The sequence below is a fragment of the Methylobacterium sp. 142-1Y genome, assembly GCF_057747795.1.
In genome coordinates this window covers 3,341,887-3,357,182 of the sequence record NZ_CM173224.1, presented here as the reverse complement: position 1 = coordinate 3,357,182, position 15,296 = coordinate 3,341,887, and the positions used below count along the sequence as shown (strand labels likewise).

At 71.5% G+C, this 15,296-nt stretch carries 14 protein-coding genes; 5 read left to right on the top strand and 9 right to left on the bottom strand.

Annotated elements, in window-relative coordinates; translation table 11 throughout:
* Positions 1–108 precede the first annotated feature (108 nt).
* Both AC3AOF_RS15215 and AC3AOF_RS15210 read left to right on the top strand, forming a co-directional pair.
* Positions 109–912 carry a Bax inhibitor-1/YccA family protein gene (locus AC3AOF_RS15215; protein ID WP_488345787.1) on the top strand — a complete coding sequence of 268 codons (804 nt, stop codon included), beginning with the start codon at positions 109–111 and terminating at the stop codon, positions 910–912.
* Between the two features lie 131 nt (positions 913–1,043).
* Positions 1,044–1,958: a GNAT family N-acetyltransferase gene (locus AC3AOF_RS15210; protein ID WP_488345786.1), complete on the top strand. Its 915-nt coding sequence runs from the start codon at positions 1,044–1,046 to the stop codon at positions 1,956–1,958.
* Between the two features lie 89 nt (positions 1,959–2,047).
* Here AC3AOF_RS15210 and AC3AOF_RS15205 read toward each other — a convergent pair whose 3' ends face one another.
* The 4 genes from AC3AOF_RS15205 to cobS form a co-directional block, all read right to left on the bottom strand.
* The gene (locus AC3AOF_RS15205) at positions 2,048–3,289 is read right to left on the bottom strand and encodes an IS110 family RNA-guided transposase (RefSeq protein ID WP_236987753.1); all 1,242 of its coding nucleotides are present in this window, start codon (positions 3,287–3,289) and stop codon (positions 2,048–2,050) included.
* 416 nt (positions 3,290–3,705) lie between these two features.
* The gene (locus AC3AOF_RS15200) at positions 3,706–4,404 is read right to left on the bottom strand and encodes a retropepsin-like aspartic protease family protein (protein ID WP_488345785.1); all 699 of its coding nucleotides are present in this window, start codon (positions 4,402–4,404) and stop codon (positions 3,706–3,708) included.
* 4 nt (positions 4,405–4,408) lie between these two features.
* Positions 4,409–4,618: a DUF1289 domain-containing protein gene (locus AC3AOF_RS15195; protein ID WP_236990055.1), complete on the bottom strand. Its 210-nt coding sequence runs from the start codon at positions 4,616–4,618 to the stop codon at positions 4,409–4,411.
* Positions 4,618–5,502: an adenosylcobinamide-GDP ribazoletransferase gene (gene cobS / locus AC3AOF_RS15190; RefSeq protein ID WP_236990056.1), complete on the bottom strand. Its 885-nt coding sequence runs from the start codon at positions 5,500–5,502 to the stop codon at positions 4,618–4,620. Before cobS ends, AC3AOF_RS15195 begins: the two co-directional genes overlap by 1 nt.
* Positions 5,503–5,621: 119 nt before the next feature.
* Here cobS and cobT point away from each other — a divergent pair, with 119 nt between their 5' ends.
* On the top strand, positions 5,622–6,650 hold the full coding sequence (gene cobT, locus AC3AOF_RS15185) for a nicotinate-nucleotide--dimethylbenzimidazole phosphoribosyltransferase (protein ID WP_236990057.1): 1,029 nt from the start codon (positions 5,622–5,624) through the stop codon (positions 6,648–6,650).
* A gap of 237 nt (positions 6,651–6,887) precedes the next feature.
* Here cobT and AC3AOF_RS15180 read toward each other — a convergent pair whose 3' ends face one another.
* Entirely contained in the window at positions 6,888–8,069 is a 1,182-nt protein-coding gene (locus tag AC3AOF_RS15180; RefSeq protein ID WP_488345784.1) for a GNAT family N-acetyltransferase, read from the bottom strand.
* A 101-nt stretch (positions 8,070–8,170) separates the two neighbouring features.
* On the opposite strand from AC3AOF_RS15180, the gene AC3AOF_RS15175 reads away from it, so the two are divergent.
* The gene (locus tag AC3AOF_RS15175) at positions 8,171–9,226 is read left to right on the top strand and encodes a polysaccharide deacetylase family protein (RefSeq protein WP_236990059.1); all 1,056 of its coding nucleotides are present in this window, start codon (positions 8,171–8,173) and stop codon (positions 9,224–9,226) included.
* Between the two features lie 3 nt (positions 9,227–9,229).
* Here AC3AOF_RS15175 and AC3AOF_RS15170 read toward each other — a convergent pair whose 3' ends face one another.
* From AC3AOF_RS15170 to AC3AOF_RS15160, 3 genes are all read right to left on the bottom strand, one after another.
* The gene (locus AC3AOF_RS15170) at positions 9,230–9,577 is read right to left on the bottom strand and encodes a hypothetical protein (RefSeq protein ID WP_236990060.1); all 348 of its coding nucleotides are present in this window, start codon (positions 9,575–9,577) and stop codon (positions 9,230–9,232) included.
* A gap of 137 nt (positions 9,578–9,714) precedes the next feature.
* A complete protein-coding gene (locus AC3AOF_RS15165; RefSeq protein ID WP_236990061.1) occupies positions 9,715–9,930 on the bottom strand; it encodes a DUF2842 domain-containing protein in 216 nt (71 codons plus the stop codon).
* Between the two features lie 119 nt (positions 9,931–10,049).
* Positions 10,050–13,514 carry an indolepyruvate ferredoxin oxidoreductase family protein gene (locus AC3AOF_RS15160; protein WP_488345783.1) on the bottom strand — a complete coding sequence of 1,155 codons (3,465 nt, stop codon included), beginning with the start codon at positions 13,512–13,514 and terminating at the stop codon, positions 10,050–10,052.
* Between the two features lie 121 nt (positions 13,515–13,635).
* On the opposite strand from AC3AOF_RS15160, the gene AC3AOF_RS15155 reads away from it, so the two are divergent.
* Positions 13,636–14,115: an Lrp/AsnC family transcriptional regulator gene (locus AC3AOF_RS15155; RefSeq protein WP_488345782.1), complete on the top strand. Its 480-nt coding sequence runs from the start codon at positions 13,636–13,638 to the stop codon at positions 14,113–14,115.
* Between the two features lie 71 nt (positions 14,116–14,186).
* Here AC3AOF_RS15155 and AC3AOF_RS15150 read toward each other — a convergent pair whose 3' ends face one another.
* A complete protein-coding gene (locus tag AC3AOF_RS15150) occupies positions 14,187–15,104 on the bottom strand; it encodes an outer membrane protein (RefSeq protein WP_236990064.1) in 918 nt (305 codons plus the stop codon).
* Positions 15,105–15,296 lie beyond the last annotated feature (192 nt).

The window sequence follows — 15,296 nt, the reverse complement described above, 5'->3', positions numbered from 1 at the left end:
GGGCCCGCGAGGGCGAGGCCGCCGATCCGACGCGTAAAGCGTCCGAGGGTCGCGTAGGAACCTCGCACCAGGAACATCCACGCTAGAGAGCTTCCGAAGGAATCTCCCATGGCATTCGAGAACAGCCCGTTCCGGCAGGGCAACGCGAGCGGCTACGGGGGCCCCACGGGCTACGCCCAGAGCCAGGTCCAGGTCGACCAGGGCCTGCGCGCGTTCATGCTCGGCGTCTACAACAACATGATCATCGGCCTCGGGATCTCCGGGGTGGTGGCACTCGGCATCAACAAGCTCGCGGTGGCGACCTCGCAGGCGGACGCTGTGGCGCGGATCGGCTCGATCCCGCTGACCAGCTTCGGCCGGACGCTCTACGCCACGCCGCTGATGTGGGTGATCGCGCTCGCGCCGCTCGCCTTCATCTTCCTGTTCTCGTTCCGGATGGACCGGATGTCGGCCGCCACGGCCCGCACCACCTTCTTCGCCTTTGCGGCGGTGATGGGTGCGTCGCTGTCGACGCTGCTGATCCGCTATACCGGCGCGAGCGTGGTCCAGGTGTTCTTCGTCACGGCGGCGGCGTTCGGCGGCTTGAGCCTCTACGGCTACACCACGACCCGCAGCCTGTCGGGCATCGGCTCGTTCCTGGTGATGGGCCTGATCGGCCTCGTCATCGCCAGCCTGGTCAACATCTTCCTGGCCTCGAGCGCCCTGCAATTCGCCATCTCGGTCATCGGCGTGCTGATCTTCGCCGGCCTGACCGCGTACGATACGCAGAAGCTCAAGGAGATGTACCTCTACGGCAACTTCGACGGCGAGACCGCCGCCAAGGTCTCGGTGTTCGGCGCCCTGACGCTGTACCTGGACTTCATCAACATGTTCCAGTTCCTGCTCTCGCTTATGGGCAACCGGAACAACTGAGCGACTATTCGGGGCGGCACGCCGCCCCGCTCGTCCGATCGAGAGCCCCGGCCGCGCGCCGGGGCTTTTTTATTGCACGGGGACCCGGTCGCCGGATTGACGGCGCCATATCTCTGACTTACGTCAGGCAAATGTCGACCGATGCCGTCCGCCGTATCCGCCGCTTCAACCGGGCCGTCACCGCCGAGGTCGGAGCCCTCGACACCTCGTTCCTCGGCCGCGGCCGGCCGCTCGGCGCCGCCCGGGTGCTCAACGCCATCGGGCATGGGCGCGGGGAGGTGGGCGCCTTACGCGACTATCTCGGGCTCGATTCCGGCCTGCTGAGCCGGCTCCTGCGCAGCCTGGAGGAGGAGGGGCTGGTGGTCACCTTGCCCCATCCGGGCGATGCCCGCCGCCGGGTCGCGGTCCTGACCGAGGCCGGGCGGCAGGAATTCGCCGCCTACGAGGCCCTGTCGAACGACCGCGCGGCGGACTTGCTGGCCCGCTTCCCGAAGGGGGACGAGCTGCTCCGCGCCATGGACCTCGTCGCCACGGCGCTCGGCCGCGAGCGGATCGCGATCGAGGAGACCGACCCGCGGTCCGAGGCCGCCCTGCATTGCCTGACGGAATACTACGCCGAGCTGGGATGGCGGTTCGCCACCGGCTTCGACGTCTCCCTCTCCCGCGATCCCGAGGCCGCCGACATGATGCGCCCGCGCGGCGCCTTCCTGGTCGCGCTGTCGGACGGGCTGCCGATCGGCTGCGTCGGCCTCAAGGGCAAGGGTGGCGATAGCGCGGAGATCAAGCGGCTCTGGGTCTGCCCCTCCGCCCGCGGCCTCGGCCTCGCCCGCCGGCTGATGGAGGGGGCGGAGGCGGCGGCGCGGGACCTCGGCATCGCGATTCTGCGCCTCGACACCAACTCGGCGCTTCCCGAGGCGCTGCAGCTCTACCGCCGCACCGGCTGGGTCGAGATCGACCGCTTCAACGACGATCCCTACCCGGATCATTTCTTCGAGAAGCGGTTGTCGGAAACAAGCTCGGTCCTCTTACCCACGTCCTCATCCTGAGGTGCGACCGTAGGGAGCCTCGAAGGAGGGCTCCAGGGATCACGGAGCTATCTGGAGCCCTCCTTCGAGGTCAGTCGATCTCTGATCGACTAAATAGAAACTGGCTCTACGGGTTTGATTTCGCACGCAAATCCGAGGCGCTCGATCTGCCGCACGAGCGCCTTGGCGCGGATGGTCGGGGCCGCCTTGCGGCCGTGATCAGGCCCGGGATCGACGTAAGCCGTGCCGGCCTTGAGCATGTGATAGATCGCGGTCAACATCGAAGCGGCGACCGCGCAGATCGCCTTCTTGGGGCCGCGCCGGCCGCGCAAGCGCTGGAACTGCGCCCTGATGTAGCTCGCCTTCTTGCGCACTCCGGCCCAGGCGGCCTGCACCAAGGCCGTCTTGAGCCAGGGCGCGCCCTTGCGCAGCCGCGTCGAGCGCCGCTTGCCCGCGCTCTCGTCGTTCCTCGGGCACAGCCCGGCCCAGGAGATCAGATGGCCGGCGGTCGGGAAGCGGCTCATGTCGGGGCCGATCTCGGAGAGGATCACCTGCGCGGTGAGGTCACTGATGCCCGGGATCGTCACCAGCAGCTTCACCGCTTCCCGGAAAGGGCCGAGGTCGCGCTCCACCTGCGCGTCGATCTCCGCGATCGCTCGCCCCAACCCGTCGTACTGGCGTAGATGCACACCGAGCAGGAAACGGTGGTGATCCCCGATCCGGCCCGTGAGCGCGGCCCGGATCGCCTCGGGCGCCGCCTTCACCCGTGGGCTGACCAGCGCCTGCAGCCCAGCCGGATCGCGCTCGCCCTTGACCAGCGCGTCGAGCACGGCGCGACCGGACTGGCCCATGATATCGGTGAGCACCGAGGCGAGCTTGAGGTTGGCCTCCTCGAGGGTCTTCTGGATGCGCTGGACGTGGCTGGCCTGCTCGCGGACCAGTTGCTTGCGGGTGCGCAGCAGGTCGCGCATCGCCTGGGTCTGGGCCTCGGGCACGAAGCTGGCGCGGATCAGGCCGTGGGCGAGCAGGTCGGAGAGCCAAACCGCGTCGGCGACGTCGGTCTTGCGGCCGGGCACGTTCTTGACATGGGCGGCATTGGCCAGGATCAGGGTGCGGCTGTCGGCGTCGAGGACCTGCCAGACCGGGCGCCAGTAGATGCCGGTCGCCTCCATGGCGACATGGGTGCAGGCGTGCTCGTCGAGCCAGGCGGAGAGGTCGAGCAGAGCGGGCGTGGTGGTGGCAAACGTACGCACCTCACGCTGAACCTCGCTGCTCTCGGCCAGACGGATGGCTGCGACGACGGTGTCCTTGTGAACATCGAGGGCGGCGCAGCGGGGGTAGAGGACCTCCATCACGATCTCCTTGCCGTCAGGCCGCCGGCGCAGGCTCCCGTGAGATCAAATCTAAATGACGCGCTCCGGGGCTGGCCCGAGGACCGGCCCGTGACGCAAGCGAGGGGACTGAAGAGGAGCCCGGATCCAACTGATACGCGGGGTCTGGCACACCAAAGACGAACCGATCTCTCCGCCGACGGCAAGTCCACTCTGCCATATGTTTCATCCGCAAGGGACCGCGAAGCCGGTGACGAACTGATACGAAATCCGGAAGATCACTTCCGGATTTCGTATCACGAGCCCGCGCGGCGCCTGAGCGAAGGCGATTTCCGCATCGCGAAGCGATCAGCCGGAAATCGTATGACACCTCAGGATGAGGTCGCGGGTGAGACGAGCAGAGGAAGCACGCCGGCGATAGGGCCCCCAACAATTCCTCACCCCCGCGCCCCGCGCAGGATCAACCGGCTGCCTCGCACCTCGTACGAGTTCAGCCGCTCCAGGAAACTCATCCCGAGCAGGTTCACGCTGAGCGCCCCCGGCCGGGTCACCAGGGCGGCGATGCGGGTCTCGGTGATCGGGCCGATCGTCACCGTGTCGAGCACCACCGGGGCCGCGGCGGTGCGGCCGTTGGCGGTCTGGACCTGGACCCGGTAGGCGCCCGGCCCCGGATGGAGGCCGAGATGCGCCGCGCTCTCGGCGGTGAGCACCACCGCGCTCGCGCCGGTATCGAAGGCGAAGGCCTGGGCCCGGCCGTTGACCTTGGCCCGCACGGTGAAGCCGCCATCGACCCGCCGGGCGATCACCACCTCGTCGCCGCGCCCGGGCACCGGCTCGCCCGGACTCATCTCGCCGAGCGCCCGGAAGGCCAGGTCCCGGGCCTGGTCGCGATGGGCATAGAGCCAGGCCGCCCCGGCGCCGATCCCGCCCCAGAGCAGGAGCGCGACGAACCCCTCGCCGAACCCGGACCGGAACCGGTTGCCGACGCCGTTCAGCACCATCAGCACGGCGCCGCCGGCGGCGGCGAGCCCGGCCGCCTCGTCGGGGCGCAGGCCCGCGACCTCGCGCCCGCCGGTGAGGGTGAGCGCGTAAGCGCAGGCGAGGAGCAGGAGCCCGATGCCGACGGCGCCCGGCATCGGATCAGGCGATCACCGCCGGGGCCGGCTCGGGTTCCGGCTCGGGGTAGGCGGCGGCGAGCCGCGCCGGCAGGCCCGCCATGATGCGCAGGCGCTCCGGCTCGGACAGGGCGCCCCAGGCGCCGATCTCGGCGCCGGTGCGGCCGCAGCCCTCGCACAGGCCGGTGACGGGATCGAGCACGCAGAGGCGGATGCAGGGAGAGGAGGCGGGCATCAGGCGGGAATCGCGATCACGAGGGCGAGGAGGGCGGCGATCTCGGCCAGTTGCTGGCTCGCCCCGATGACGTCGCCGGTCTGGCCGCCGACGAGGCGCGCGGCCATCCGGGTCAGGGTCCAGGCGGCGAGGAACGCCAGGAGTGCGGCAAGGCCGAGGCCGAGCCAGGGCAGGCCGAGGAGGAAGGCGGCCGCCAGTACGGCGAGGCAGAGCGCCCAGGCGGTGGCATGGGTGGCTTCGGTCGGCCGACCGACCGCATGGGCGGCGCCGTCCGGCCGGGCGGGAGGGAGACGGCAGAGCGGCCACAGGGCGGCGGTGCGCGAGAGCGCGGCCGCCGCCAGGAAGGCCAGGGCGACGCGCCAGCCGATCCGGTCGGCCAACGTCGCCAGGGCGCCGATGCGCAAAGCGTAGGACAGGACCAGGGCCGCGGCCCCGTAGGCGCCGATGCGGCTGTCGCGCATGATCTCGAGGCGCCGGGCGACCGTCGCCCCGCCGCCGAACCCGTCCGCCACGTCGGCGAGGCCGTCCTCGTGGAGCGCCCCGGTGACCAGGGTGGTGAAGGCGAGCGCCAGTGTCGCGGCGAGGAACGGCCCGAGCCCGAGCGCCAGCGACGCCGCCAGCGCGACGGCGCCGGGGGCGCCGATCACCAGGCCGGCGAGCGGCAGCATCCGGGGGAGGTTGCGGAAGTCGGGCGCGGCATGGATGTCGGTCTCGCCGGGCAGGGCCGGGACCGGGAGACGGCTGTAGAAGCGCAGGCAGGCGGCGAGGTCGCGCAAAGGCGGCCAGGGACCGGGTGGGGGAGGCGGCTCGAAGGCATCGTCACCCCTGGTGTCCGCGGCCCGGCCATCCGCTCGGCCGGGCCCGGCGCTCCTCTCCGTCGTCATCACCCACCGCATCCCGACGACATCGACCCGCGCGGAGTCGCGCCTTCGTGCAATTTTGCTGTATCTGCACGCCTCACGAAAGCCCCACCTTCCGGGTTGCCCCCGCAGGACACCGCCCCATGGCCGACACCCCCACCGCCGCCGCCCCGTTCGACGACATCCGCCGCCTGATCGCCACCATGCCGGGGCCGGACGAATCCGCCGCCGCGGAGGTCTCGGCCCGCGACTCGCTGCTCACCAAGCCCGCCGGCAGCCTCGGCCGGCTCGAATTCCTCGCCGCCTGGATGGCCGCCTGGCAGGGCAAGGCGCCGCCGAGCCTCGACCGGCCGCTGGTCTGCGTCTTCGCCGGCAGCCACGGCGTGGCGGCGCAGGGCGTCTCGGCCTATCCCTCCGCCGTCAACCGGCAGATGCTCGACAATTTCGCCGCCGGGGGCGCGGCGATCAACCAGATCTGTGCCGCCTACGGCCTCGGCTTCAAGGTGTTCGACCTCGCCATCGACATGCCGACCGGGGACATCACCGCCGAGCCGGCGATGACCGAGAAGGCCTGCGTCGCTACCATGGCCTTCGGCATGGAGGCGGTGGCGGCGGGCACCGACGGGCTCGCCGTCGGCGAGATGGGCATCGGCAACACCACGGTGGCCGCCGCGATCTACGCCGCGCTCTTTGGCGGCGAGCCGGCAAAGTGGGTCGGCCGTGGCACCGGCATCGACGAGGCGGGCTTTTCCCGCAAGGTCGCGGCGGTGGAAAAGGCGCTGACCTGTCACCAGGGCCACCTCGACGATCCGCTCTCTGTCATGGCCCGCCTCGGCGGCCGCGAGATCGCCGCCATGGCCGGGGCGATCCTGGCGGCGCGGCTGCAGCGGGTGCCGGTGGTGATCGACGGCTACGTCTCGACCGCCGCGGCGGCGCTCCTCCACTCCGTCGATCCCCGCGCCCTCGACCATTGCCTCGCCGGCCACGTCTCGGCGGAAGGCGACCACGCCGCGGTGCTGGAGCGGCTGGGCCTGCGCCCGCTCCTCGATCTCGGGCTCCGCCTCGGCGAGGGCAGCGGCGCGGCGATGGCTTTGGGCCTCGTCAAGGCGGCGGTGGCCTGCCACCGCGAGATGGCGACCTTCGACCAGGCGGGGGTGTCGGGGCCGGTCTGAGACTCCGGGAGCCGATTCCCGCGACGGGACTGAAATCCTCCGCGTCATGCCGGACTCCGCTTTCGCGGTTCCGGGATGACGCGGATACCGAGAGGCTGTCTCTGTAGCTCCAGGCTCTCGATCCCACCCGCGACCTCAGGATGAGGTCGCGGGTGGGATCGAGATGTTCATCGCGATGCTTCCCGTGAGCGCTGCGAACGACGTCGGCTCAGGCGACGGATAGACTCTCCATCCACCTCACGCCGACCGCGCCATCGCCTTGCGCACCCGGCCGACCAGCGCCCAGAGCCGGGGATCGCGCTTGATCCGCCGCTTCAGGCGCGCACCCGCTTCCGCCGCGGCGCCGTAGGCCCGGCCGCGCAGGCTCACCGGGATCACCGCATCGACGAGCGCGATGGTCTCGTCGCAGACGCTCGCCTTGTAGCGCGCCTCGCCGACGCCGAGATCGAGGGCCGTGCGGCCGCGCAAAGCTTGGTCGCGGATCAGGGCCTGGAGCAGCAGGTCGCCGGGGCTGAAGCGGGCGAGCGCGGGGTCGGGATCGAACGAGGTCAGCATGCCGCTGAACCGCGTCGCGTCGACGGCGCCGATGAAGGTGGCGAGGATGCGCCCGCCTTCCGTCCGCAGGGCGTGCAGCTCGAGGGCGCCGGCCCGGTGCGCCTGCGCGAGGAAGGCCCGCGCCGCCGGATCGGCGAAGGGATCGGCGATGCCGGTCTGCGCGAAGCGCACCGCCTTCTGGGCGAGATAGGCGGACAGGATCGCCTCGCCCTCCGGCCCATCCGCCGCGACCCGGTGCGCGACCGGCCCGTGGGCGGCGACCAGCCACTTCTCCTTCTGGCGCAGCTTGCGCCGCGCATCGCCGCTCATGACGCGCTTGAGTACCGCCTCCGGGTCGGCCTCCAGCGCCAGGCCGTAGGCGTCGCTCGGCGAGGCGGTGCCCTGCGCCAGCGGATTCGCCACGCCGTTCCACAGAAGGGGCTGGTCTGGCAGGTGGATCACGTCGATCCCGGCCCGGGCGCCGGCGCGGCGCAGGCCTTGCGCGTAGGATTCCGCCGGCAGGGCCATCGCCTCCGGGCCGGCGAAGAGCGGCATGTGGAAGTTGGCGTGCCGGCCGCCGATCACCCGGCCGACGCGGATGCCGGCCTCGCGGCAGACGAAGAGCGGCAGCAGCGCCACCGGCCGGCCAGTGGGGTCGCGCAGCAGAACCGGGCAGGGGCGGGCGCCCGCAGGCAGGATTCCGGCACAGGCCGCCACCCAGTCGAAGCGCTGATAGGGCGTCATCACCGCGCCGGGCGCCGCCTCGAGGGCGCGCCAGGGCGCCTCGGCCGCCGCGAGGCCGGAAAAGATCTCGGATGCAAGGATGAGGGGCTGCGCCGGGCCGGCCGCCACGCCCTCCGCCGCGAGTTGCATCGTGCCGCTCATCGCCCCACCTCGCCCGTCTCAACCGATGGGGTAGCGGGCAAGCGTGCAGAATCCGCAAACGCCGTAACGAAGCTTTGGCCGATCGGCCTCATCCTCCGGTCATGCTCTCGGCGTCCGCCCGTCACCGCCTGTTCCAGGCCGGCTTTTCCACCATCGCGGCCACCGGGGCCGATCGCTGGCTCGCTCCGGCCGCCCGCGGCCGGGGCGTGATCCTCACGTTCCACCACGTCCGGCCGGACGAGCCGCCGCCGGGCGCCTACGCGCCGAACCGGCTGCTCGCCATCACCCCGGCCTTCCTCGACCGCACCCTCACCGTCCTGCGGGAACGGGGATTCTCGATCGTCCCGCTCTGCGAACTGCCGCGCCGGCTCGGCGAGCCGGGCGAGCCCTTCGCGGTGCTGACCTTCGACGACGGCTACCGCGACAACCTGGAGCACGCCGCTCCCGTTTTGCGCCGCCACGCCGCGCCCTGGACCTTGTTCGTCACCCACGACTACGCCGCCGGGACCGGCCGGCTGTGGTGGATCGAGCTGGAACGGGCGATCCGGGTCCTCGACCGGGTGCAGGTGCCGGAGATCGGGCTCGATTGCCCGGCGATCGGCGACGTGCAGAAATCCGCAGCCTTCGCGGCGAGCTATCGCGGCCTGCGAGCCGGGCCGGAGGAGATTTTACGCGACGTCACCTTGCGCCTGTGCGAGGAGGCCGGGATCGACGCGGGATCGATCGCCCGCGAACTCTGCCTGTCGGGCGACGCGTTGCGCGACCTGTCCCGGGACGAGGCGGTGACGCTCGCCGCCCACACCCTCTCCCACCCGATGCTCGCCAAGCACGATGCCGCCACCGCCCGCCGGGAGATCGTGGAGGGGAGGGCACGCCTCGGCGACCTGCTCGGCCGGGTGCCGGAGCACTTTTCCTATCCGGTCGGCGATTCCAGCGCGGCGGGCCCTCGGGACTTCGCGTTGGCCCGCGAGGCGGGCTACCGCACCGCCGTGACGACCCGGCCCGGCCATCTCTTCCCCGGGCACGCCGCCCACCTGCACGCCCTGCCGCGGGTCTCGGTCAATGGCTGCTTCCAGACCGATGCGGCCTTGCGCGCCCTCCTCTCCGGGGTACCGTTCCTGGCTTGGAACCGGGGCCGGCGGCTCAATGTCGGATAGGGTTCAGCGGTGGCGCCGGCGGCGGTAATGGCGGCTCCCGCCGCCGCTGATGACCGCGAAGCTCGCGCTCTGGCGCCCGCCGCGCAGGCGCCGGGTCCAGCCGCGGCGGCCGCGGGGCGCGGGCTCCACCGCCTCAGCGATGGCCTGTGGCAGGCGCGGGATCGCCGCCGAGACCGCGGCGGCGGCGGCCGCGACGCCCTTCGCGGCGGGGCCGAACAGCGACAGGCACTGGTTGTAGGCGAGATCGCCCTTGATGCGCTCGCAATCGCCGACGGAGCGCGGCGCACCCTGGGCCAGGGCGGCCCCGGCGAGAGGACCGAGGAGGAGGATGAGCGCGAGCGCGTGGCGCATGGGCCTGGGGCTGCCTTGCGGATGTCGAGGGAGATGCCGAAGCGGGAGAGCGCGGGCCGGACGGCTGCGACCCCGGGTCTGGCAGCCCTTTTTGGCGAAAACCCGGCCTTTGCACCATTCAGTTCATGGAACGCGCCTCAGGCCGGGTCGCGGTCGGGCCGTTCCATCCACCGGATCAGCGGCATCAGCGGGATGATCCAGGCGAGCCCGAGGATCGCGTAGAGCACCGACTGCACCAGCGGCGGCGTCTGGGCGATGCGGCTGTCGGCGAGCGCCATGGCGAGGGGCGCGTAGATCAACACGAAGGCGATCATCACGATCGCCCCGACGAAGGAGCGGGTGCGGCGACGCATGGCGGAAAACCTGATGCGGTGGCGGATTGTCAGTCCCGCCTACGCGAGCGCTCGCCCGACGACAATCCGGCCGGCCGACGCAGGGCGAAGCCTCGCTGCTTTAGGTTTTTGACAATGCTCTACCCCGCCCGCGACAGCGGCGCCCCGGAATCGTTGCCCGCCCGGGCCGCTGCCAGCAGGGCGTCGCTGCGCGCACGCCAGGCCGCGATCGCCCGCGCCTTGACCGGGCCGAAGCCGCGGATCTCCTGCGGGGCGGCGAGGAGATCGCGAAGCGCCGCCGGATCGGCCCGGCCGACGAGAGCGAGGGCTTCGTCGATCTGGGCCTCGTAGGCGGCGAGCACCGCCCGCTCCTCCCGCCGCTCGGCGATCAGCCGCAAGGGATCGAGTCGCCGGCCGCGCAAGGTCTTGAGGGCGGCAATCCCGCGCAGGACCGGCAGCAGCCATGGCCCGAAGGCGATCTTGCGCGGCTCGGATTCGCCTGGCCGCGTCCGCGCGAGGAAGGGAGGTGCGAGATGGAAGGTCGGCCTGATCTTGCTTCCGGGGCCTTGCCCCTCGAACTCCTCGGCGAGGCGGGCCAGGAAGGCGGGATCCGACTGGAGCCGGGCCACCTCGTACTCGTCTTTGACCGCCATCAGCTTGAACAGCGAGTGGGCGACCGCCTCGGCCAGGGCGTCGCCGCCCCGCGCCCGCACCGACGCGACCCGGTCGCGGTAGCGCGCGGCGTAAACTCCGTCCTGATAGGCGGTGAGGTACTCGGCCCGGCGCGCCACCACGCCGTCGAGGTCCTGCGCCGGTGCGGCCTCCGGGGCGAGGTGCCCGTCGACGAAGGCGGGATCGGCGGCGAGCAGCCGGCCCCAGGCCAGCGCCAGGCGGTTGCCCGCCACCGCGACGCCGTTCAGCGTCACCGCCCGGTCGAGGCCCTCGCGCGAGACCGGCACCAGCCCGGATTGCCAGGCAAAGCCGAGGAGCAGCACGTTGGCTCCTTGCGCGTCGCCGGTCAGGCGCGCGGCCATCGCCTGCGCGTCGAGGCTGCGGAGCGCTCCGGCGCGGACCCGGCGGGCGAGCAGGGTCTCCAGCATCCGCGTGTCGATGCGGGCCTTCGGATCGCGCAAGGTGGCGCCGGTCGGAATCTCGTGGGTATTGGCGACGATGCGGGTGCGGGCGGGATCGATCACCGCCGTCGCGTCGGGGCTTGCCGCCACCACGAGGTCGCAGGCGAGCACCGTGTCGGCCCGGCCGCGGTCGATCCGCACCTGGTTGAGCGCCGCCGGTTCCGCTGCGAGGCGCACGAAGGAGAGCACCTGCCCGCCCTTCTGGGCAAAACCCATGAAGTCGAGCACGGTGGCCCCATACCCTTCGAGATGCGCCGCCATGGTGATGAGGGCGCCGACCGTCACCACCCCGGTGCCGCCGACCCCCGCCACCAGGATCTCGTAGGGCTCGGGCCCCAGCGCGGTGTCGGGCTCGGGCAGGGCGGCGGCGCGGGCGGCCACCGTCTCGGGATCGACCGCGACGCCGGGCCGGCGCCGGGGCGCCGCGCCCTCCAGGGTGACGAAGGATGGGCAGAAGCCCTTGAGGCAGGACAGGTCGCTGTTGCAGCCGGTCTGGTCGATGGCACGCTTCACGCCGAACTCGGTCTCGACCGGCACCACCGAGAGGCAGTTCGATTTCCGCTGGCAATCGCCGCACCCTTCGCAGACCAGCGGGTTGATGACCGCGCGCCGCGCCGGGGGCGAGGCTTTGCCCCGCTTGCGCCGGCGCCGCGCCTCGGTGGCGCAGGTCTGGTCGTAGACGAGGACCGTGACGCCCGCGGTCTCGCGCAAGTCCCGCTGCACGGCGTCGAGGTCGTCGCGGTGGTGGACCGTCACGCCGGGGCCGAGGGGATCGCGGGCAGCCGCGCGCGTCACCCGGTCGGGATCGTCCGACACCACCACCACCCGCCGCGCACCCTCGGCCGAGACCAGGCGGGTGATCTGCGGCACGGTGAGCACGCCGTCGACCGGCTGGCCGCCGGTCATCGCCACCGCGTCGTTGTAGAGGATCTTGTAGGTGATGTTCGCCCCGCTCGCGACCGCCTGCCGGATCGCCGCGTGGCCGGAATGGAAATAGGTTCCGTCGCCGAGATTCTGGAAGATGTGGGCCTGGCGGGTGAACGGCGCCTGGCCGGTCCAGTCGACCCCCTCTGCCCCCATCGGCACGATGCCGGTGGTGTCGCGCTCCATCCAGTTCGCCATGAAGTGGCAGCCGATCCCGGCCCGGGCTTGCGAGCCCTCCGGCACCCGGGTCGAGGTGTTGTGTGGGCAGCCGGAGCAGAAATACGGCGTGCGCACCGGCAGCGGCCCGGAGGCGGGAGGGACGACCGGTGCGTCCGGCTCGGAGACATCGAGGCCGAGGCCGCGCAAGGTCCGTCCCAAGATCCCGACGAGGCGGGAGGGTCGCAATTCCTCGATCTCCGGGACGAGCGGCCGGCCCTCCGCATCGTGCTTGCCGAGGATGCGCGGGCGCCGCTCCGCCGGCAGGTCGTACAGCCCGTCGCGCAGCTGGCGCTCGACCAGCGGCGCTTTCTCCTCGATCACCAGCACGGTCTCGACGCCGGCCGCGACACTCGAGATCCCTGCGACGTCCAGCGGATGGACGAGGCCGACCTTCAGCACAGCGACCCCGGCCCGGGCGAGCGAATCCGGATGGTGGCCGAGGAGCCGGCAGGCCTCCATCGCGTCGCCGTGGGCCTTGCCGACCGTGACGACGAGGAGGCGGGGCCGCTCCGGCGCCACGATTAGCCGGTCGAGGGGATTGGCCCGGGCGAAGGCGCGGATCGCGTCGAGCTTGGCCAGCGCCCGGGCCTCGATGGCGAGGCTCGGCAGATCGGGCCAGCGGATGTGCAGGCCGCCCGGCGGCGGGGTGTAGGCCGGCGCCGCGAAGCGGGGCAGCGGCGCGAGATCGACGGAGGCTGCGCCCTCCACCACCTCGGAGATCGCCTTGAACCCGACCCAGGCGCCGGAGAAGCGCGACGCGGCAAAGCCCCACAGGCCGAAGGCTTCGTACTCGGCGATTCCAGCCGGATGGATCACCGGCATGTGCCAGGCCGCCAGCGCCAGGTCGCTCTGGTGCGACATTGAGGAGGAGACGCAGCCATGGTCGTCGCCGGCGACGACCAGCACCCCGCCCTTCGGGCTGCTGCCATAGGCGTTGCCGTGCTTGAGGGCGTCGCCGGAGCGGTCGACGCCGGGGCCCTTGCCGTACCAGAGGCCGAACACGCCCTCCACGGTGGCGGCCGGATCGAGGGCGACTCGCTGGCTGCCGAGCAGGGCCGCCGCCGCCAGGTCCTCGTTGATGCCGGGCTGGAAGCGGATGCCGGCGGCGGCGAGGCGCTCCTTCGCCCGCCACAATTCCTGGTCGACCGCGCCGAGCGGCGAACCGCGATAGCCGGAGACGAGGCCGGCGGTGTTCAGCCCGTCGCGGCGGTCGATCCGGCTTTGCGCCAGGAGAAGGCGCACCAGGGCCTGCGTGCCGGTCATGTAGGCCCGGCCGGCTTCGCGATCGAAACGGTCGTCGAGGCGGTAGGCACGGTCGAGCTCGGGCATCGGCGGGGTCTCCTCGCCGTCAGGCTATGCCGCTCCCGAAGGCAAAACCTGCCTCTCTGCTTCCCGTCGAGGGCCTCCAGAGGTACGAACGGGGCCGGAAACACCGAAACGAGACATGCCCATGCCCGAACGGGGAGATGCACCGGACCGCTTCGAGCGGGCGATCCTGGACGCGTTGCAGGACGATGCGCGGCTCTCGGTGCAGGATCTCGCGCAGCGGATCGGGCTGTCGACCTCGCCGACCTGGCGGCGGCTGAAGGCCCTGGAAGAGCGGGGGATCATCCGCGGCTACGTCGCCCTCGTCGATGCGGCGGCGCTCGGCCACGGCCAATGCGTCTTCGCCCACGTGACCCTGGCCAAGCACGACCGTGAGGGCGTGGCCGAGTTCGAGCGCGTGATCGGGCGCCGCGACGAGGTGCTGGAATGCTTTTCCACCACCGGCCAGGCCGATTACCTGCTGCGTGTCGTGGTGCGGGACGCCCAGCACTACGAGCGCTTCCTGCAGGAGGCGGTGTTCTCGTGCCCGGCGGTGCAGCAGATTCACTCGAACTTCGCCCTGCGCGAGGTGAAGTTCAGCGTGAAGGTGCCGACGGGACTGTAGGGGATCGCCAAAAAAGAAGAGCCCGGCCGTAAGGCCGGGCTCCGTTCCGTCGAGGTGACGGACTATGACGACTAGAAGCCGTTGAACTTGTAGTTCAGGCCGGCGCGGACGACCGCGAACTCGGTCTCGCGACGGTACAGGTTGGCCGGGCCGACCGACACCACGCCCGGCGAGAACACCGAGTACTGCGTGCCGTTGGCGGTCTGGGCGAACACGCCGTTGTTGCGGTTGCCCTGATCCAGGTTCACGTACAGGCCTTCGACCTTGAGGGTCACGGCCGACGAACGGAAGAAGTTGAAGAACGAGTCGGTGGGCAGAGCGTACTCGACGCCGCCGCCGACGACCCAGCCGGTCTGGAAGTCGTCGCGCGAGCTGTTGGTCAGACCGAAGTCGCGACCGCCGCCCGAGCCGTAGGCGAAGCCGCCGGTGGCGTACACGAGGGTGCGGTCCCAAGCGTAGCCGAGACGGCCGCGCACGGTGCCGAAGAAGTCCAGGCCCGAGATGCCGTTCGGGTTGAACACCAGGGTGCCCGGAGCCACGCCGCCGCCCGGAACGGTGGCGAAGGCGAAGCGGTTGCGGCTGCGGCCGAAGTCGACGTACTGGGCGTCGGCCTCGATACCCACGACCACGCCCGAGCCCGGGGTGAACTGGTAGTTGTAGCCGACCTGGCCGCCGCCGACGAAGCCGTCGTTGCTGTTGCGGTTGCCGAAGGCGACGACGCCGGTGGTCGGCGCGCCGAACTGGTTGATGAACACGCTGTTGGCGGCGGTGGTGCCGGCCGGCACGCCGATCACGGTCGGAGCGCGGGTGTCAGCGGTGTTGAAGCCGTAGCCGGCGTTGAAACCGGCGTAGAAACCCGTCCAGGTGAAGACCGGAACCGGCGTGAAGACCGGCGGCGGGGCGACGCGGCGCGGCAGGTCCGCGGCGAAGGCCGAGCCGGCGACGACGATGCCAGCGAGGGCGGTAGCGCTCTTGAGAAGCGACTTCATGGTACTGGTCCTTCCTACTATGCCGCGGCGATCGCGCCCGTTTGCGGGTCGGCGGCCGTCCGAAGCAGTGTCCCCGACATACCCCGGTAGCTCCGGGAAAGCTGTGTCCTCGCGACAACGCTGGTGGGTTTCACCGCGGCCTTAACGGCTGTTCATCGCGAGCATTCCCTTGGCTCCTTGATCCCCTAACGC